Genomic DNA, 20,663 nt, shown 5'->3' on the forward strand with positions numbered 1-20,663 from the left:
GCTTGGTCCACGACGCCGAGTGGAACGGCTCCCTCGATCCGGGGGAGAGCACGACATTCGGCTACGTCGTCTCCGGCTCCGACGGTGACAGTGCGGCGACTCTGCCCTGCCGGGTGGGCTGAACCCCGGGGTTCGGTCCGCCGGGGGCCGTAGCTCCGGGCGGACCCGGTGGACGCTGAGCCGCCGTCCACCGGGTCCGCGAGCCGGACGGGCCCGAAGGGGGGAAGTGGGGCCGTCCGGATGGTGCGTGGCTTGTGCGCTGCCGTGATGCGACAACGTTGTCGATTGGTCTGCACATGACTCTACCGCCTCAACGGACAACGATGTCAACTCAGTTGGCCTGCTCAGCCGTTCGGGTGCCCCGCCTGTGTGCCCTCGCGCCCGCAGGCGTTCCTCCGTGGTACGCGTGGCGCACGCTACTGTCCCTGCGGCTTGTGCGACCTGTGGTGCGCGACCCGTCCGAAGGAGGAGGGGCCGCGTCATGCGCTTCCGTCCCACGAGCCTGCTGCTGGCCGCCGTTCTCGCGGTCACCGGCGCCACCCCCGCCCTCGCGGCGACCACCGCACCCCCGGGCCTGGTCCAAGACCCCACGCCGTACGTCGATCCCCTCGTCGGCACCCGGAACGGCGGCAATGTCTTCCCGGGCGCCGTCACCCCGTTCGGCATGTTCTCCTTCAGCCCGGAGAACACCCGAGGCGATGCCACCCGCACGGCGGCGCCCGGTGGTTACCACTACGACGCCACCCGCATCCGGGGCTTCAGCCTGACCCACATGTCCGGTACCGGCTGCGCGGGCGGCAGCGGTGACGTCCCCTTCTTCCCGTACGCCGGCGAGGTCACCTCGTCGCCCGCGAGCGACACCAAGGACGCCGTCTACGCCTCCGACTTCGCTCACGCCGACGAAATTGCCGAACCCGGCCGCTACAAGGTCCGCCTCGCGTCCGGTGTCACCGCCGACCTCACCGCCACCGCCCGCACCGGCTCGGCGCGCTTCGCCTTCCCGGCCGACAAGCCGGCCTCGCTGCTGGTCAGGACCGCCAACTCCGAGGTGGGGTCGACCGATTCGACGGTCCGGATCGATCCGGCGAAGCGCACGGTCTCCGGGTCGGTCAGGTCCGGCAACTTCTGCGGGTACCTCGACCCCGAGGGCCAACGCGCCTACTACACCGTCCACTTCGTCGCTCGCTTCGACCGTGCCTTCAAGGCCATGGGCACCTGGCAGGACGATCACCTCAACCCCGGGTCCACTTCCGCGAGCGGCGGCACCGGCGGGTTCGCGAACGGCGGGCTGCCGGTGGTGGGCAAGGGCGCCGGCGGCTACGTCCAGTTCGGGCCCGGCGCCGGACCGGTGAACGTCAAGGTCGGCATCTCGTACGTCAGCCGGGCCGGCGCCGAGGCCAACCTCGCCGCGGAGAACCCGCCACAGCGCTCCTTCGACGCCGTACGCGACGCGGCCCACCGCGCCTGGCGTGAACGGCTGTCCGCGATCCGCGTCGGCGGCGGCACCGACGCCGAGCGCACCACCTTCTACACCGCGCTGTACCACGCCCTCCTGCACCCGAACGTCATCAGCGACGCCGACCGCCGATACCGCGGCCCCGACGGCAAGGTCCACACCGTCAGCCGCGGCCACCGGGCCCAGTACGGCACCTTCTCCGGCTGGGACGTCTACCGCGGCCAGGTCCAGCTGCTCACCCTGCTGAACCCCCGCGTCGGCTCGGACATCGCCCAGTCCCTGTACGAACTGGCGGAGCAGAACGGCGGCATCTGGGACCGCTGGCTGCAGGGCGCGAGCGGCACCCACGTCATGAACGGCGACCCCTCACCCATCGCGCTGGCCGGCATCCGCGCCTTCGGCGGCACGGACTTCGACCTCCGTGGGGCACTGAAGTCGCTGGTGCAGGCGGCGACCGTGCCTACGGACGAGGACCTGTCGCCGGCCGGCAAGCCGGTGCTGTCCGTCGGGCAGCGCCCCTCCCTGGACAAGTACCTCAAGCACCACTACATGCCGTCCGTGTCGAACGCGTGGGGCGGTGCCGCCGAGACGCTGGAGATGTCCGGCGCCGACTTCGCCCTCTCCCGACTCGCCGCCGAGGCAGGGCAGAAGGACACGGCGACGACCTTCGCCCGCCGCTCCCAGTGGTGGCAGAACAACTTCAACATCGCCGCCGCCCCGACCGGCGGCTACATCGCCAACCGCAAGGCCGACGGCAGCTGGGTGACCGGCTTCACCCCGGCCACCGGGAACGGGTTCGTGGAGGGTACGGCGGCCCAGTACACGTGGATGGTCCAGCACAACCCGGCGGGCCTGTTAGCCGCGATGGGCGGTCGGGACGCGGCCGTGAAACGCCTCGACGCCTTCTTCCGCAACGCCGACGGCAGCTGGGCCTTCACCGGCAGCGGCGGTGAGAAGTCCGAGCTGGACAACGAACCGTCCATCAACGTGCCCTATCTGTACGCCTACGCGGGCGCCCCGCACAGGACCCAGGAGACGGTCCGGGCGGCGATGCGTGAGCTGTGGTCCACCGAGCCCGAAGGCATCCCCGGCAACGACGACCTCGGTGCCATGTCGTCCTGGTACGTCTTCTCGGCGCTCGGCATGTACCCCCAGGTGCCGTCCCGTGCCGAACTGGTCCTCGCCTCACCGCTGTTCCCCCGCATCGAGATCGACCGCCCGAACGGCAACGACATCTCCGTGCACGCGGACGGCGCCGCCGCCGACGCCCCGTACATCCGCTCCCTGATGGTCGACGGCCGCACGAGCGAACGCCCTTGGCTGTCGGCGTCCCTCGTGCGTGACGGTGGCCGACTGGACTACACCCTCTCCGGTACGCCCGACCCCGCCTGGGGAGCGTCGGCGGCCCCGCCGTCCTTCCGCGAGGGCGAGCAGCCGTACCAGATCGGCGTCGGCCCGACCACGGCGACCGTCGCGCCCGCTGGGACGGCGAAGGTCGGCATTCGCGCCCTGTCGATGGGCGGGAGAGAGGGCCCCGAGGTGCGCTACCGGGCCGACGTGCCCGACGGCATCACGGCAACTCCGGCTGAAGGCACGGTGATCGACGGCTCACAGGAGATCACGCTGAGCACCGCCGAGGGCGTGGCTCAGGGCTTCTACGACGTGGACGTGACCGTGACCTCGGTCGACACCTCCTACGTACAGCCCGTCTCCCTGACCGTCGCCGCGCCCGGGACCTTCCTCGCCGCCTACAACAACACCGGCGTCTCCGACGACGCGGGTGACCACGACGAGGCCGACTTCGACGGCGGCGGCTGGAGCTACTCGCGCCAGGCGCTCGCCGGGGCCGGGCTGACGCCGGGCAAGCAGGGCACGGTCGGCGGCGGGCTCAGCTTCATCTGGCCGGACTCGACGAGCGGCCGTCCGGACAACGTCTCGGCAGCGGGGCAGGTCGTCGAACTCGCGGACCCAGCAAGCCAGTTGTCCTTCCTCGGCAGCGGCGTGAACGGCAACCAGCAGTCCAGGGCCACCGTCACCTACACCGACGGCAGCACCGACACCGTCGACCTCGCCCTGACCGACTGGACCGTCGGCGGTGGCGCCGAGACGGTCCAGTACGGCAACGAGATCGTCGCCCGGGCCGCGTACCGGAACGCCGCCGGCGCGGACCGGGACCCCGTCGACACGTACGTCTTCGCCACCCGGCCGTTCAGCGCGCCGGCGGGTAAGGCGATCGCACGCGTGACGCTGCCGGAGGACAGCGACCTGCATGTGTTCACGCTGGCCGTGAGCTGAGACCTCAGGGGTTCAACTCGACGTCCAGCCGGTCCAGTTGGCGGCGCACATGCACCGCGTCGTCGCCTTCATGGCCGTTGAACGGACAGGGGTGGATCTCCTTGCGCGGGTCGGCGCCCGACAGTTCCGCACAGCGGTTGAAGGCGCCGTACGCCCTGCTCGGCGGGCACACCGTGTCGCGCAGGCCGACGCCGAAGTGGGCCGGGGCGTGGGCGCGGCGGGCGAAGGAGATCCCCTCCATGGAACGCGGCCTCCCGAGCCGCACGACATGGAAGAGGCCGTACAGCAGCCCGGACGCGCCGGACGCGGTGACGGTCGTAGCGCCGTCACCGCGTCCGAAGGTGTAGGTCTCGCCGCCCTCGGTGCCGGTCAGCTCCAGCACCAGGTCGTAGGGACCGGGTTCGGGACGCCGCGCTGTCGCGCGAGACGCTGCCCCCGAACCGTTCGCAGGCCTCCACCACCTCTCCGTGGACCGTGTCCACGAGCGGACCCGAACCACGGATCAGCGTCCGCCGGGTGCCGATCGGCCGGAACGCCTCGTCCGGCAGCCAGGCCGGATCGACACCCTGCATGAGACCCCCAATGCGCTTGCTCAGGCGAGCAGTTCGACTTCCGACACCACCGCCTCACCGTCGAACACGAGGCGGTACTTCCCGTACGTACCCGGTGACCCCACGGAGAACGCCCGTGTCTGCCGGTCCCAGGCGAAGGACTGCCCGGAGCGCTCGTCGAGGGTCCGCCAAGTGCTGCCGTCGTTCGACCCCTGGAGCTTCCAGCCGGTCGGAGCCTTCGCCCGCTCGGCCGGTGACGTCAGGGTGTACTGCACGGCCTTGGCGCGTTCGGACACCGGCAGCTCGGGCGAGGTGACACTCGCCTGCGTCGCCGATGTGTTGTCGAACAGCGCACCGTCACCCTTCAGCACGTCCGTGCGGGGTGTCGGCACCTCGTCGTCCTCGGTGATCGACACCGGGGCGGCGTTCTTGCCGGTGCCCCACGAGGAGGGCCGCGGGCCCATGTCGAACTCCAGGACGCCACCCTTCGCGATCAGCGAGTGGGGGAGCGAAGTCGACTTCCACGAAGCGCCGTTGACCTTCAGGCCCTGAACGTACACATTGCGGGCGCTGTTCTTCGGTGCCTTGACGACGAGCTTGCGGCCGTTCTCCAGCTGGACCGTCGCCTTGGTGAAGAGGGGCGACCCGATGGCGTACTCGCCACTGCCCATGACCAGCGGATAGAAGCCCAGCGCGGAGAACAGGAACCAGGCAGACTGCTCGCCGTTGTCCTCGTCGCCGTGGTAGCCCTGCCCGATCTCGCTGCCGACGTAGAGGCGGGACAGTACCTCACGGACGTTCTTCTGCGCCTTCCAGGGCTGGCCTGCGGCGTTGTACATGTAGTTCGCGTGGTGGGCGACCTGGTTGGAGTGGCCGTACATGCCCATCCGGACGTCCCGCGCCTCCGTCATCTCGTGGATGACGCCGCCGTAGGAGCCGACGAAGTCGGGCGAGGCCGTCTCCGGGGTGGCGAAGTACTCGTCGAGCTTGTCCGCGAGACCGCCGCGGCCGCCGTAGAGGTTGGCCAGGCCCCGGCTGTCCTGCGGGGCGGTGAAGGCATAGCCCCAGCCGTTCGTCTCCGTGTAGTCGTAGCCCCACACGCGCGGGTCGTACGTCGAGGACTCGACGCGCCAGTCGCCCTTCTCGTCGCGGCCCTGGAAGAAGCCCGCCTTGGAGTCGAAGAGGTTGACGTAGTCCTGGGCGCGGTTGAGGAAGTACGCCGACTCCTCCTTGTAGCGCTTGTCGCCGGTCTTCTTGTACAGGGCCTGGCCCATGCGGGCGATGCCGTAGTCGTTGAGGTAGCCCTCCAGCGCCCACGACAGGCCCTCGTGCGTCTCGGTGCTCGTGTAACCGAGGAAGGGCGAGGTCGCCATGCCCTTGCGGCCCACACCGGACGACGGGGGCACCACGGTCGCGTTCTTCACGGCCGCGTCGTACGCCGACTTCGCGTCGAAGTCCACGCCCTTGACGTACGCGTCCGCGAAGGCGACATCCGACGACGTACCCGTCATGAGGTCCGCGTAGCCGGGGGAGGACCAGCGGGACGTCCAGCCGCCGTCCTTGTACTGCTGGACGAAGCCGTCGACCATCTCGCCCGCCTGGCTCGGCGTGAGGAGCGAGTACGCCGGCCAGGTCGTCCGGTAGGTGTCCCAGAAGCCGTTGTTGACGTACACCTTGCCGTCCACGATCTTCGCGCCGGTGTGCGTCGGGGTGTCCGGATTCGGCATCGGCGAGAACGGCGACGCGTACTGGTACTTCGAACCGACCTTCTCGAAGCCGGAGTTGGGGTACAGGTACAGCCGGTACAGGCTGGAGTACAGCGTGGTCAGCTGGTCCTGCGTGGCGCCCTCGACCTGGACCTTGCCGAGCAGCTTGTCCCACTGGCGCTGGGCGCGCGACTTCACCGTCTCGAAGGAGGCGCCGTCGACCTCCTGGCGCAGATTGTCCTTCGCCTGGTCGACGCTGATGAGCGAGGTGGCCAGGCGGAGCGTGACGGTGCGGTCGTCACCGGCGTCGAAGCGCAGCTGCCCCTTGACCCCGCTGGACGAGCCCTCGGTCACGGGCTTGTCGAACACGCCGTGGATGAAGAGACGGGTGGCGCCCGTGGACAGTCCGGACTTCACGTCCGAGTAGCCCGTGACGATCCCGTTCTCCTTGTCGAGCGTGAGCCCCGCCTGGTCCGTCACGTTGTCGAAGAGGACGCTCGCGTCGTCGCCCGGGTAGGTGAAGCGCAGCACCGCCGCATGGTCGGTCGGCGCCATCTCCGCCTTGAGCCCGTTCTCGAACCGCACTCCGTAGTAGTACGGCCGCGCGGTCTCGTTCTCGTGCCGGAACGCCAGCTCGCGCGCCTCACGCCCCGTGTCCGGGGTGCCGGAGGCGGCCGACGGCATCACCTGGAAGGTCTGCCGGTCACCCATCCAGGGGCTGGGCTCATGGCTGGCGCTGAACGCCTGGATCGTCGGCAGGTTGTCGTCGTTGTTCGCACGTGCGTAGTCGTACAGCCAGCTCAGCGAGCCCGCGTTCGTCACCGGCGTCCAGAAGTTGAAGCCGTGCGGGACGGCGGTCGCCGGGAAGTTGTTGCCGCGCGAGAAACCGCCGCTGGAGAGGGTGCCGCGGGTGGTGAGCGCGTAGTCCGACTTGTGGGCCTTGGGCTTCTCCGGCGCGACGGACTTCAGCGCGATGTCGTCCAGCCAGCCCCGGAACTTCGCCGGGCCCTTGGGGGAGTCGTACGCCACGAGTATCCGGTCGACCGTCTTGCCGCCCGCGACCGATCCGATCCGCGAGGCGACGGCGTTCCACTGGTTGACGTACAGCACCTTGGCCGCGCCCTGTCCGCGCGGGGAGAGCGGGAAGCCGTGCTGGTCGGTGGCGCCGAGGTCGCTGAGGTAGGTGCCGTCGGTGAAGGCCAGGTCGACCGAGACGTTCGTGGCGTCGTAGTCGCGGTCGCCGTCCGCCATCGAGGGGAAGACGCGGTACGACAGCCGGGTGTCGCGGCCGACGGCCACGTTCACGTCGTAGACCTTGTTGTACGAGTACGCCCGCCCGTCGGTTGTGTGCCGGCCGGCGTAGCGCAGCGCCCGCTTGCCGGTGAAACCGGCGCCCGCCTTCGCGGTCGGGGAGCCGCTCGGGCCGCGGTCGACGAGGGAGAGCATGTCCTGCGGGACCGGGCCGTCGCTGCCGCCCGTGGAGAACTGGACGTCGGCGAGCTGAAGGATGTCGGAGGCGCCGTTGTTCTGGGTGATTTCCAGCCGGAAGTGCTGGTATTCGGCCGATTCCGAGAGGTCGTACGTCTTTGTCTGGAACCGTTCGGTGAACGTCTCGCCGGAGCGGGTGTCGAGGGTCTTCCAGTCCTTGCCGTCCGTGGAGCCCTTCAGGGTCCAGTCCCGCGGGTCACGTTCGGCGTAGTCGTTGGCCGAGGTGAGCGCGTATTTCGCGATTTTCATCGGTTTGTCAAGGTCGAATTCCACCCATCCGGTGGATTCGAAGACCAGCCACTTGCTGCTCGACTCCCCGTCGGAGAGGTTCTCCTTGACCTCGCCGCCGCCGGTGTTCTCGCCGCTGGCCCGGACGTCGGTGACATGGTCGGTCACATTGCCCGGAATGCCGCTGCTGTAGCCGCCGTCGACGCCCGAGGCGCGCTTGCCGCCGTCCGGGGCGGTGTCGACGGTATTGAGCCAGTCGGGTGCCGGATCGCCGGCCTCGAACGAGGACGCGAAACTCCGGTCAGCCGTCGCGGGGGCCTCGGGCAGGGCTACCGCCACGCCCTGCGAGGCCACGGTCAGAGCAAAGGCGGTCGCCGACACGACCGCCGTACCCCATCTGTGCCGAGCTCTCTGCTGCTTCAACGGGTACCCTCCCTGCGCACGGGACAACGTTGTCAACTTCGCTGCGCAAGGATCAGTTGTGGCTCAAGTGCCGGGTATTGTCAAGGGTGTTGGGTGCGGCATACGAGGCCTATGTCGCGGATTATTCCGGGCAAGCCGCACACAGGCCGCTCATATTTCCGCGAGGTCTCAACTCGGAAAAGACCATCGGCCAACCTTGCATTCGATCTTGCTCCGCTGGCGGGAAGTGGACTATACCTGTCGGCACTTCACATGATTCCGCACTTCCTGCACAACCCAGCGTGACCCGACCGCGGTGCCGGGGAGGATCCGGTTCACCGCCTGAGTCCTGGAGAAGGCGAGGACTTGAGCATGGGATCCACTTCCGCCGAGAACGCCGAGAACACCGAGAACACCGAGAACAACGGCTCCGCACGTGTGGGGCGCCGCGATCTGATCAGGCGGTCCGCCGCCCTCGGTCTGATCTCCGTACCGACGATGAGTTTCCTCTCCGCGTGTGCCACCGGCGGAGGCGGCGGCAGCGACGAGGAGAGCAAGGCCCCGGGTGGCGCGAAGTCCGCCACCAACCCCCTCGGGGTGAAGCAGGGCACCGCCCTGGAGGCGTTCATCTTCAAGGGCGGCCTGGGTGACCAGTACGCCAAGGACGCCGAAGCCGACTACAAGTCGAAGTACAAGGCCGAGGTCAAGCACACCGGCACCCAGCAGGTCGGCCCGAAGCTGACCCCGCGCTTCGCCGGCGGCAACCCGCCGGACGTCATCGACAACTCCGGCGCCGACCACCTGGACATGAACAAGCTGTCCACGCAGGGCCAGCTCCAGGATCTGAAGGCGCTGCTCGACGCGCCCTCGCTGGACGACCCGAGCAAGAAGATCTCGGACGTCATCCACCCGAGCACCATCGAGAAGGGCAAGCACGGCGAGACCTTCGACGTGCTCTACTACGCCTTCACCATCTACGGCACCTGGTACTCGCAGAAGGCCCTCGACGACAACGGCTGGCAGTACCCCAAGACCCTCGACGAGATGGTCAAGCTCTGCGGCGAGATCAAGAAGACGGGCACCGCGCCCTGGACGTATGCCGGAAAGTACCCGTACTACGTCCACTTCAACCTGTTCGCGCAGATCGCGAAGATCGGTGGCATGGAGGGCTGGATCGCCATCGACAACCTGGAGCCGAACGCCTGGACCAGTAACGACGCGGTCAAGCAGGTCGTCGAGCACTACGAGGAGCTGGCCGCCAAGAAGTACTTCCTGGCGGGCAGCCAGGGCCTGACGCACATTCAGTCGCAGACCGCCTGGAACAAGGGCAAGGCCGTCTTCATCCCCAACGGTTCCTGGGTGGAGAACGAGGCCGCCCCGACCACGCCCAAGGACTTCGGGATGTCAGTCGGCGCCCTCTTCGACGGCTCCGCCGGCGACAAGCTGCCGAACGGCACCCTGCGCGCCGAGCCCAGCGAGCCGTACATCGTGTCCGCCAAGGGCAAGAACCCGGCCGGCGGCATGGAACTGCTGCGCATCATGCTCTCCAAGAAGCACGCGCAGAACTTCGCCACCAAGGTCAAGTCGCTCACCTGTGTGGTCGACGCGACCGAGGGCATGACTCTCTCGCCGGGCCTCGCCTCGGCGAGCAAGGCGTTCAAGGATGCCGGGGACAACATCATCAGCCTCCAGCTCCAGGAGTGGTACCCCTCGCTCACCGACGAGAAGATCGGCGGTCTCACCGGCCAGCTGCTCACCGGTGAGCTGAAGGCGGCCGACTGGATCAAGAAGGCGCAGGAATACGCCGACGCCGTGGCGAAGGACGATTCCGTGAAGAAGTTCAAGCGCGAGAAGTAAGAGTCCGGTCCGGCACAACGGCACTCGAAGGGGAAGGGGCCGGGAAGCACCATGCAACACGGCAAATACCGATTCATCGTGGGCTTCCTGGCCCTGCCCGTCATCGTGTATGCGGTCTTTGTGATCTCGCCGTTCGTCCAGGCGTTCCAGATCTCGCTGACCGACTGGTCGGGCCTGGTCGGCACGGCGAAGTTCGTCGGCCTCGAGAACTTCGAAAAGCTCTGGCACAACGAGGACTTCTGGAACGCGCTGTGGCACAACGTCTACATGCTGATCGCGGTGCCGATCGTGACGCTGGGACTCGGCCTGTTCTTCGCCTTCATGCTGAATGTCGGCGGAAAGCGACGCAAGAACGAAGTCATCACCGGTGTCGCGGGTTCGAAGTTCTACCGTTTCGTCTTCTTCTTCCCGCAGGTCATTTCCATCACCATCATCGCCGTCATCTGGTTCAACATCTACAACCCGGACCCGCAGGACGGCATGCTCAACTCCCTGCTGGGCGCGGTCGGTCTGGACGGCTGGCAGAACGCCTGGCTGGGCGAGAAGAGCCTCGCCCTGCTGTGCATCATGGCGGTGATGATCTGGTCCCACGTCGGCTTCTACGTCGTGCTGTTCTCGGCGGCGATGGCCTCCATCCCGCGGGACATCTACGAGGCGGCGCTGCTCGACGGCGCGGGCCGCTTCCCCACCTTCTTCAGGATCACGCTGCCGCTGCTGTGGGACACCGTGCAGACCGGCTGGGTGTACATGGGCATCATCGCGCTTGACGGCTTCGCCCTGGTGCAGATCATGTCGGTCAACATGGGCGGCCCCGACGGCGCCACGGACGTCATGCCGCTGCGCCTGTATCTGACGGCGTTCCGCGACAGCCAGTTCGGCTACGCGTCCGCGATGGGCGTCGCGATGCTCATCGTCACCATGACGTTCGCAGTGCTCACCCTGCGCTTCGCGCGGCGTGAGCGGATCGAGTTCTAGGGGTACGGGGCGATGACGACCGACACGAACACCGGCACGGTCACCAAGACGGACGAGGCGGACCGGCCGAGCGTCACCAAGAAGCTCGGCGCGACCGACGGCCGCAGCTCCGAGGGCGGCGTCCTGCACGTCTTCTCGCACGGCATGCTCGTCCTGTGGGCGCTGATGGTCGGCGTGCCGCTGCTGTGGGTGCTGTGGAGCTCCTTCAAGACCAGCAACGGCATCCTCTCCGACCCGTGGGGGCTGCCGACCTCGTTGCACTTCGAGAACTGGGCCAACGCCTGGAACAAGGCGAACATGGGCCAGTACTTCCTCAACACCGCCATCGTGGTGGGCGGTTCGGTGGTCGGCACCATGGTGCTGGGCTCGATGGCCGCCTATGTGCTGGCCCGCTTCACCTTCCCGGGCAACCGGTTCATCTACTTCATGTTCGTGGCCGGCATGTCCTTCCCGGTCTTCATGCTGGTCATCCCGCTGTTCTTCGTGCTGCGGGACTTCCCCGGCAGCTCGCTGCTGGCGACCTACCACGGGCTGATCCTCGTCTACATCGCCTATTCGCTGCCGTTCACGGTCTTCTTCATGACCGCGTTCTTCCGCACGCTGCCGACGTCGGTCGCGGAGGCCGCACTGATCGACGGGGCGTCGCACACGCGAACGTTCTTCCAGGTGATGGTGCCGATGGCCAAGCCTGGTCTGATCAGCATCGGCATCTTCAACTTCCTGGGGCAGTGGAACCAGTACCTGCTGCCGATGGTCCTCAACCAGAACGAGGACAAGTACGTGCTCACCCAGGGCCTGGCGATGATCGCCCTGCAGCAGGGCTACGAGAACGACTGGGGCGCCCTGATGGCCGGCATGATGATCGCGATGCTGCCGGTGCTGATCGTCTACTTCATCTTCCAACGGCAGGTGCAGGCGGGCCTGACGGCCGGTGCGCTGAAGTAAACGCTCTCTGTTGGCCCCACCGTAAGCAGCACGTCACCCCACGTCATACGTGAGCCGTCCCACACCGGGACGGCTCACGCGTGCGTGTGCACACTTCCGGATCCGGTTCAACCTCTTGACGGGAGGCAACCCGAACAGCTCAGCTTAGAGTTCACTAGTTGGACACGGACGGGGCCTCATCGAAGCGCTCCGCGCGCAGGAGGTCGTCGTGGAGACTCCGGGGTCGCAGTCGTCGCTGCACCGAGCCAACCTGGAGCGGGTCGTCCGGGCCGTCCGGCTTGCCGGATCGCTCACCCAGGCGGAGATCGCCAGGACCACGGGTCTGTCGGCGGCGACGGTCTCCAACATCGTCCGGGAGCTCAAGGACGGCGGCACGGTCGAGGTCACGCCCACCTCGGCGGGTGGCCGACGGGCCCGCAGCGTCTCCCTGAGCGGGGATGCCGGGATCGTCATAGGGGTCGACTTCGGGCACACCCATTTGCGCGTCGCGGTCGGGAACCTCGCCCACCAGGTGCTGGCCGAGGAGGCCGAGCCGCTGGATGTCGACGCCTCCTCGACGCAGGGCTTCGACCGGGCCGAGGAGCTGGTCAACCGGCTGATCGCGGCGACCGGCGTCGACCGGTCCAAGATCGCCGGGGTGGGCCTCGGCGTGCCCGGCCCGATCGACGTCGAGTCCGGCACCCTCGGCTCGACCGCCATCCTGCCCGGCTGGACCGGCACCAAGCCCGCCGAGGAGCTGCGCGGCCGGCTCGGCGTGCCCGTGCACGTGGACAACGACGCCAACCTGGGCGCCCTGGGCGAGCTGGTCTGGGGCAGCGGGCGGGGCGTGCGGGACCTGGCGTACATCAAGGTCGCCAGCGGTGTCGGCGCCGGCCTCGTGATCAGCGGCAAGATCTACCGGGGCCCGGGCGGCACAGCGGGAGAAATCGGGCATATTACTCTGGATGAATCCGGCCCGGTCTGCCGCTGCGGAAACCGGGGCTGCCTGGAGACCTTCGCGGCCGCGCGCTATGTGCTTCCGCTGCTCCAGTCCAGCCACGGCACCGACCTCACCATGGAGGGTGTCGTGCGGCTGGCCAGGGACGGAGACCCGGGCTGCCGTCGCGTGATCGCCGACGTCGGCCGCCACATCGGCAGTGGAGTCGCGAATCTCTGCAACCTCCTGAACCCGAGCCGCGTGGTCCTCGGCGGTGATCTCGCCGAGGCCGGTGAGCTGGTCCTCGGGCCCATCCGGGAGTCTGTCGGCCGCTACGCCATTCCCAGCGCGGCGCGCCAACTGTCCGTTCTCCCCGGGGCACTTGGCGGTCGTGCGGAAGTGCTCGGAGCCCTCGCGCTCGCGCTCAGCGAGATGGGGGATTCAACCCTTTTGGACAGCACGCTGCACGCGGCCACGCCTGCCTTCACTTAGAGAACGTATGGCACCGTTGCCAACCCGTTAAGGATTTACTTCTTGACGTCGCACGTGTGGCCGAGTTGACTTCCAGCCACCTCGGCCGCAACGTCGCGGCCTCGTCAGGGAGGTTTCTGAAGTGAACACGCGTATGCGTCGTGCCGCCGTTGCCATTGCCGCAGGTGCGATGGCCGTCTCGCTGGCTGCCTGTGGCAGCGCCGAGGAAGCCGGCGGCGACAACGACTCGACCGCCTCCGCCGCCAAGGGCAATGACATCAAGGTCGGTCTCCTGCTCCCGGAGAACCAGACCGCGCGCTACGAGAAGTTCGACCGGCCGCTGATCGAGGAAAAGATCAAGGAGCTGACGGACGGCAAGGCGAAGATCGACTACAACAACGCCAAGCAGGACGCCAACCTGCAGGCCCAGCAGGTCGACACCATGATCACCAACAAGGTGGACGTCCTCATCCTGGACGCCGTCGACGCCAAGGCGATCAAGAACTCCGTGCAGAAGGCCGTCGACGCCGGCATCAAGGTCGTCGCCTACGACCGTCTGGCCGAGGGCCCGATCAGCGCCTACACCTCGTTCGACAACGTGTCCGTCGGCAAGACCCAGGGCGAGGCCCTGCTGAAGGCGCTGGGCGACAAGGCGACCAAGGACTCCAAGGTCGTCATGATCAACGGCTCGGTCACCGACCCGAACGCCGCGCAGTTCAAGGAAGGCGCCCACTCCGCGCTCGACGGCAAGGTCACCATCGCCAAGGAGTACGACACCAAGGAGTGGAAGCCGGAGAACGCCAACTCCGAGATGGAGGCGGCGATCTCGGCGGTCGGCAAGAACAACATCGCCGGCGTCTACTCGGCCAACGACGGCATGGCCGGCGGTATCATCACCGCGCTCAAGGCCGCGGGCATCAGCGTCCCGGTCACCGGTCAGGACGCCGAGCTGGCCGCCGTGCAGCGCATCGTCACCGGCGAGCAGTACATGAGCGTCTACAAGCCGTACGCCCCCGAGGCCACCGCCGCGGCCGAGATGGCCGTCGCGCTCGCCCAGGGCAAGTCGCTCGACTCCATCGCCAAGGACAAGGTCGACAGCGGCAGCGAGAAGGGCATCCCGTCGGTGCTCGTGCCCGTCACCTCGCTGACGAAGGACAACATCAACGACACCGTCATCAAGGACGGCGTCTACACGGTCGACGAGATCTGCACCGGCAAGTACAAGGCCGCTTGCGACAAGGCCGGCGTCACCGGCTGAGCCGTAGCGGCGAAAGCAGGCTCAGGCCCCTTTCCAGATGCGGGAATTCACCCTTGAATTCCCGCACGGGGCACGACTGCTACAGACTCCTCCGGCGCCCCGCGCATCAGTCAGCCCCGCAAGCTCGGCGCGGGGCGCCGGACGGAACCCCCGCGGGTATCCCCCGCCCACCCACCCTGCATTTCTCTGCACAACCCTTCCGCCGGGTCAGGCGGCGAAGGAGATGGTTCACGTGTCCGCTACGCCCGTGCTGGCGTTGCGCGGGGTCTCCAAGCGGTTCGGTGCCGTTCAGGCGCTCACCGACGTAGAGCTTGAGGTCCACGCCGGTGAAGTGGTCGCCCTGGTGGGCGACAACGGCGCCGGAAAGTCCACGCTGGTCAAGACGATCGCCGGCGTGCACCCCATCGATGAGGGCGTCATCGAGTGGGACGGCAAGTCCGTCCAGATCAACCGGCCGCACGACGCCCAGAGCCTGGGCATCGCGACGGTCTACCAGGACCTCGCGCTGTGCGACAACATCGACGTCGTCGGCAACCTCTTCCTGGGCCGCGAGCTGAAGAAGCGCGGTGTCCTCGACGAGGTCGAGATGGAGCGCCGTTCGCTGGAGCTGCTCCAGACGCTGTCGATCCGCATCCCCAGCGTGCGTATCCCGATCGCCTCGCTCTCCGGCGGTCAGCGCCAGACCGTGGCCATCGCGCGTTCCATGCTCGGCGAGCCCAAGCTGGTCATCCTCGACGAGCCCACCGCCGCCCTCGGGGTCGAGCAGACCGCCCAGGTCCTCGACCTGGTCGAGCGGCTGCGTGAGCGCGGGCACGCCGTGATCCTCATCAGCCACAACATGGCCGATGTGAAGGCCGTCGCGGACAAGGTCGCCGTGCTGCGGCTCGGCCGCAACAACGGCGTCTTCGAGGTCAAGACGACCTCGCAGGAGGAGATCATCTCCGCCATCACCGGCGCCACCGAGAACGCCGTGACCCGCCGTGCGGCGCGCACGAACGGGGAGGTTTCCAAGTGAGCATCGACAAGACCTCCACGACGTCGCAGGACCACGAGGTCCTCAACACCGAGGCCGCCGCGGCCGCGGTGACCGCCGTCGACCCCCGCCTGCTCGTGCAGGAGCAGGGTCTGGCCGGCTACCTCACCGAGTTCCGGCGCAAGCTGAAGGCCGGTGAGCTGGGCTCCCTGCCGGTCATCCTCGGCCTGGTTGCCATCTGCGTGATCTTCCAGAGCCTGAACTCGGCCTTCCTGTCCGCGCAGAACATCAGCGACATCACCGTCACGATGGTCGGCACGGGCATGATCTCCGTCGGCATCGTCTTCGTGCTGCTGCTCGGCGAGATCGACCTGTCCGTCGGCTCGGTCAGCGGCGCGTCCAGCGCCATCGCGGCCGTCCTCGCGGTGAACCAGGGCTGGCCCGAATGGGCGGCCGTGCTCATCGCCGTCGCGGCGGGCGCCGTCATCGGCGCGGCACACGGCTTCTTCTTCGCGGTGCTCGGCGCTCCCGCGTTCGCCGTCACGCTGGCCGGTCTGCTGTTCTGGCTCGGCTTCATGCTCCAGACACTGGGTGAGAACGGCACGATCAACCTCGACAGCGACGGTCTGATCGGCAAGCTGACGACGTACTTCTTCACGGACGTGGCGGCCGCGTACGGCCTGGCGGCCGTGGTGACCGCGGTGTTCTTCATCACCTCGTTCCTGGGCAACCGCCGCCGTCAGGCCGCGGGCATCCCGTTCCGCCCGATGAGCGACACGATCATGCGGACGGCACTGCTCGGCGTCGTCTCCTTCGCCGCGGCGGTCATGTACAACCAGTACAAGGGCCTGCCGCTGGCCACGGTGATCTTCCTGGTGTTCCTGGTGGGCACGGACTTCCTGCTGCGGCGTACCTCGTACGGCCGAAAGGTCTTCGCCCTCGGTGGCAGCGTCGAGGCCTCGCGTCGTGCGGGCATCAACGTCACCATGGTGCGGATCACCGTGTTCGCGATCTCGGGCGGGTTCGCCGCGATCGGTGGCCTGTTCCTGGCCTCGAAGATCGCCTCCGCCAACCAGAGCGCCGGTACCGGTGACCTGCTGATGAACGCCATCGCGGCGGCCGTCATCGGTGGTACGTCCCTGTTCGGTGGACGTGGCCGCACCTGGAACGCGCTGCTCGGTGTGCTGGTGATCGTCTCGATCCAGTACGGCCTGCAGCTGGAGTCCATCGCCGAGCCGGTGAAGTACATGATCACCGCCGGTGTTCTGCTCACCACGGTCGTGATCGACTCGATCACCCGTAAGACGCAGAAGACCGCGGGTCGCGCGTAGCACCCTCGCGCACAGGCCCTGTGCCCGGCACCAATGGCGGTGCCGGGCACAGTCATGTCGTAGGAACGGCACAAATTGGGTACAGCCGATCGCGTGACCCACGACGGGTGGGCCGGGAACCTTCCGCCTGAGCGGAACATTAGACTCGACAAGCCCGGCAACAGCTCTACTGCAAGGAGGCACGGGTGCCGCTGCTGACCCGCATCACGGGACCGCGCGATCTGGACCGGCTCAGCCCTGAGCAGCTGGACCAGCTGGCCGAGGAGATCCGGACCTTCCTCGTCGAGGCGGTTTCCAAGACCGGCGGCCACCTCGGCCCCAACCTCGGTGTGGTGGAGCTGACCATCGCCCTGCACCGGGTCTTCGACTCGCCCAAGGACAAGGTGCTCTGGGACACCGGCCACCAGTCCTACGTCCACAAGCTGCTCACCGGCCGCCAGGACTTCAGCCGGCTGAAGATGAAGGGCGGCCTGTCGGGCTACCCCTCGCAGGCCGAGTCCGAGCACGACGTCATCGAGAACAGCCACGCGTCCACGGTCCTCGGCTGGGCCGACGGCCTCGCCAAAGCCAACCAGCTGCGCAAACGCGACGACCACGTCGTCGCCGTCATCGGAGACGGCGCGCTGACCGGCGGTATGGCCTGGGAGGCGCTGAACAACATCGCCGAGGCCAAGGACCGCCCGCTCGTCATCGTCGTCAACGACAACGAGCGGTCGTACGCGCCCACCATCGGCGGTCTCGCGAACCACCTGGCGACGCTGCGGACGACCGACGGCTACGAGCGCTTCCTGACCCGCACCAAGGAGATCCTCGACCGCACCCCGGTCGTCGGCAGGCCCCTCTACGAGACCCTGCACGGGGCCAAGAAGGGCCTCAAGGACTTCATCGCGCCACAGGGCATGTTCGAGGACCTCGGGCTGAAGTACGTCGGGCCGATCGACGGACACGACATCGAGGCGCTGGAGTCGGCCCTGGCGCGCGCCAAGCGCTTCGGCGGCCCGGTCATCGTGCACTGCCTCACCGAGAAGGGCCGCGGCTACCAGCCGGCCCTCCAGGACGAGGCCGACCGCTTCCACGGCATCGGTCCCATCCACCCCGACACCGGCCTGCCCATCAAGGCCTCGGGCGCCGACTGGACGTCGGTCTTCGGCGACGAGATGGTCCAGCTCGGCAAGGAGCGCGAGGACATCGTCGCCATCACGGCCGCGATGCTGCAGCCCGTCGGCCTCAAGAAGTTCGCGGACGCCTTCCCGGACCGCATCTACGACGTCGGCATCGCCGAGCAGCACGGTGCCGTGTCCGCGGCGGGACTGGCCACGGGCGGCGTCCACCCCGTCTTCGCCGTCTACGCCACCTTCCTCAACCGCGCCTTCGACCAGGTCCTCATGGACGTCGCGCTGCACAAGTGCGGGGTCACCTTCGTGCTCGACCGGGCCGGCGTCACCGGCACCGACGGCGCCTCCCACAACGGCATGTGGGACATGTCGATCCTTCAGGTCGTGCCCGGCCTCAGGCTCGCCGCCCCGCGCGACGCCGACCAGGTGCGCGCGCAGCTGCGCGAGGCCGTCCAGGTCGAGGACGCGCCGACCGTGGTCCGCTTCTCCAAGGGTGCCGTCGGCCCCGCCGTCCCCGCCGTCGGCCGCGTCGGCGGCATGGACGTGCTGCGCGAGCCCGGCACCGACACCCCGGACGTGCTGCTCGTCTCCGTCGGCGCCCTCGCGCCGATGTGCCTGGAGATCGCCGGTCTGCTCGACAAGCAGGGCATCACCACCACCGTCGTCGACCCGCGCTGGGTCAAGCCCGTCGACGAGGCCATGGCCCCGCTCGCCGAGCGGCACCGCGTGGTCGTCACCGTCGAGGACAACTCCCGTGTCGGCGGCGTCGGCTCGGCGGTCGCGCAGGCCCTGCGCGACGCGGGCGTCGACGTCCCGCTGCGTGACTTCGGCATCCCGCCGCGCTTCCTCGACCACGCCTCCCGCGCCGAGGTCATGACCGAGATCGGCCTCACCGCGCCCGACATCGCCCGCCAGGTCACCGGGCTGGTCTCCAAGCTGGACGGCCGGTTCGACCGCACGGCGGCCGACGTCGACTCGGTGGAGCCCGCCCGGGACTGACAACACCGGTACAGCCGGATGGGCCGGTTCCGCCACTCGTGTCGGTGGCGGAACCGGCCCATCTGTGTGAATCCCCCCGCGTCGGGGCAGGCGTACCACGCCCCCTCTCGATCATGTCGAGGACGACAAGTGTGGGAGGTACGACCGTGAGCAGCACACTCTTCCGGACGAAGAGAGTAGAGCAGTCCATCCTCGATACCGAGGAGCCAGAGCACGCGCTCAAGAAGTCCTTGTCCGCGCTGGATCTGACCGTCTTCGGCGTCGGTGTCATCATCGGCACCGGCATCTTCGTCCTGACCGGCACCGTCGCCAAGGACAACGCCGGGCCCGCGGTGGCCCTGGCGTTCGTCGTGTCCGGCGTCGTCTGCGCGCTGGCCGCGCTCTGCTATGCCGAGTTCGCGTCCACCCTCCCGGTCGCCGGGTCGGCGTACACGTTCTCGTACGCCTCCCTCGGTGAACTGCCCGCCTGGATCATCGGCTGGGACCTGGTCCTGGAGTTCGCGCTCGGGACGGCGGTGGTGGCCGTCGGCTGGTCCGGCTACATCCAGTCGCTCATGGACAACGCGGGCTGGACGATGCCCGACGTCCTCGGCAGTCGGGAGGGCGCCGACGCCTTCGGCTTCGACATCCTCGCCGCCGCACTCGTCCTCGTCCTGACCTTCATCCTCGTCCTCGGCATGAAGCTGTCCGCGCGGATCACGTCCCTGGTCGTCGCCATCAAGCTGGCCGTCGTCCTGACCGTGATCATCGCCGGCGCGTTCCTGATCGACGCCGACAACTACGACCCGTTCATCCCGAAGACCCAGACGGTGGAGGCCGCAAGCAATCTCGACGCCCCGCTGATTCAGCTCATGTTCGGCTGGGCCCCGTCCAACTTCGGCGTGATGGGCATCTTCACCGCCGCGTCCGTCGTGTTCTTCGCCTTCATCGGCTTCGACGTCGTGGCCACGGCGGCCGAGGAGACCAAGAACCCGCAGCGCGACATGCCGCGCGGCATCATCGGCTCACTCGTGATCTGCACCACGCTGTACGTCCTCGTGTCGATCGTCGTCACGGGCATGCAGCACTACAGCCGGCTGTCCGTGGACGCCCCGCTCGCCGACGCGTTCAAGGACACCGGGCATCCCTGGTTCGCGGGCTTCATCAGCTTCGGCGCCGCGGTCGGCCTGACGACGGTCTGCATGATCCTGCTCCTCGGCCAGACCCGTGTCTTCTTCGCGATGAGCCGGGACGGACTGCTGCCCCGCTTCTTCTCGCACGTCCACCCCCGGTTCAAGACGCCGCACCGGCCGACGATCCTGCTCGGCGTGATCATCGCGGTCCTGGCCGGCTTCACCCCGCTGACCGAACTCGCCGCGCTGGTGAACATCGGCACGCTGTTCGCCTTCGTGGTCGTGGCGATCGGCGTGATCATCCTCCGCAAGACCCGCCCCGACCTGCACCGGTCCTTCCGCACCCCGTGGGTGCCGTTCCTCCCGATCCTGTCGGTGCTGGCCTCACTGTGGCTGATGATCAACCTGCCTGCCGAGACATGGGTCCGGTTCGCGATCTGGATGGCCGTCGGCTCGGTCGTGTACTTCCTCTACGGCCGCTCCCACAGCCGCCTCGGACGGAACGAGGAGACGACCGCGGCCGAGGTGGGCAAGAGAGAGCCCGGGGACACCGCATAGGCGGAACCGACGGCTGCAAGGGCCGCG

Annotated in this window: 11 protein-coding genes and 2 pseudogenes; 11 read left to right on the plus strand and 2 right to left on the minus strand. The window is 68.1% G+C overall.

Going from position 1 to position 20,663, the window contains the following annotated elements:
• Positions 1-2: 2 nt before the first annotated feature.
• Positions 3-122, plus strand: a pseudogene (locus tag ACZ7L5_RS01405) (chitin-binding protein); the annotation flags it as partial.
• 359 nt (positions 123-481) lie between these two features.
• Complete coding sequence (locus ACZ7L5_RS01410) at positions 482-3,751, plus strand: GH92 family glycosyl hydrolase (RefSeq protein ID WP_471513397.1); 3,270 nt, start codon at positions 482-484, stop codon at positions 3,749-3,751.
• A gap of 4 nt (positions 3,752-3,755) precedes the next feature.
• Here ACZ7L5_RS01410 and ACZ7L5_RS01415 read toward each other — a convergent pair.
• Together ACZ7L5_RS01415 and ACZ7L5_RS01420 are read right to left on the minus strand one after the other, a co-directional pair.
• Positions 3,756-3,992 (minus strand): annotated as a pseudogene (locus ACZ7L5_RS01415) (acetylxylan esterase); the annotation flags it as partial.
• Between the two features lie 351 nt (positions 3,993-4,343).
• Positions 4,344-8,084, minus strand: a complete 3,741-nt coding sequence (locus tag ACZ7L5_RS01420) for a GH92 family glycosyl hydrolase (protein WP_471514469.1) — start codon at positions 8,082-8,084, stop codon at positions 4,344-4,346.
• Between the two features lie 414 nt (positions 8,085-8,498).
• Between ACZ7L5_RS01420 and ngcE the strand changes: the two genes are divergently transcribed.
• From ngcE to ACZ7L5_RS01465, 9 genes are all read left to right on the plus strand, one after another.
• Positions 8,499-9,983, plus strand: a complete 1,485-nt coding sequence (gene ngcE, locus ACZ7L5_RS01425) for an N-acetylglucosamine/diacetylchitobiose ABC transporter substrate-binding protein (RefSeq protein WP_471513399.1) — start codon at positions 8,499-8,501, stop codon at positions 9,981-9,983.
• Positions 9,984-10,034: 51 nt separating this feature from the next.
• On the plus strand, positions 10,035-10,958 hold the full coding sequence (locus ACZ7L5_RS01430; protein ID WP_363031760.1) for a carbohydrate ABC transporter permease: 924 nt from the start codon (positions 10,035-10,037) through the stop codon (positions 10,956-10,958).
• Positions 10,959-10,970: 12 nt separating this feature from the next.
• Positions 10,971-11,903, plus strand: coding sequence for a carbohydrate ABC transporter permease (locus ACZ7L5_RS01435; protein ID WP_383244098.1), 933 nt, complete (start codon positions 10,971-10,973; stop codon positions 11,901-11,903).
• Between the two features lie 208 nt (positions 11,904-12,111).
• Positions 12,112-13,311: an ROK family transcriptional regulator gene (locus ACZ7L5_RS01440; RefSeq protein ID WP_328878579.1), complete on the plus strand. Its 1,200-nt coding sequence runs from the start codon at positions 12,112-12,114 to the stop codon at positions 13,309-13,311.
• Positions 13,312-13,444: 133 nt separating this feature from the next.
• Positions 13,445-14,548: a substrate-binding domain-containing protein gene (locus ACZ7L5_RS01445; RefSeq protein ID WP_328884294.1), complete on the plus strand. Its 1,104-nt coding sequence runs from the start codon at positions 13,445-13,447 to the stop codon at positions 14,546-14,548.
• Positions 14,549-14,771: 223 nt separating this feature from the next.
• On the plus strand, positions 14,772-15,563 hold the full coding sequence (locus ACZ7L5_RS01450) for an ATP-binding cassette domain-containing protein (protein WP_328878578.1): 792 nt from the start codon (positions 14,772-14,774) through the stop codon (positions 15,561-15,563).
• The gene (locus tag ACZ7L5_RS01455; RefSeq protein WP_471513401.1) at positions 15,560-16,852 is read left to right on the plus strand and encodes a sugar ABC transporter permease; all 1,293 of its coding nucleotides are present in this window, start codon (positions 15,560-15,562) and stop codon (positions 16,850-16,852) included. The genes ACZ7L5_RS01450 and ACZ7L5_RS01455 overlap by 4 nt, the downstream gene beginning before the upstream one ends.
• 185 nt (positions 16,853-17,037) lie before the next feature.
• On the plus strand, positions 17,038-18,966 hold the full coding sequence (gene dxs / locus ACZ7L5_RS01460) for a 1-deoxy-D-xylulose-5-phosphate synthase (RefSeq protein WP_471513403.1): 1,929 nt from the start codon (positions 17,038-17,040) through the stop codon (positions 18,964-18,966).
• Between the two features lie 146 nt (positions 18,967-19,112).
• Positions 19,113-20,636 (plus strand): amino acid permease, encoded by a 1,524-nt coding sequence (locus ACZ7L5_RS01465; protein WP_471513405.1) that lies wholly within the window; start codon positions 19,113-19,115, stop codon positions 20,634-20,636.
• Positions 20,637-20,663 lie beyond the last annotated feature (27 nt).

Source organism: Streptomyces sp. NPDC107528 (assembly GCF_055639295.1).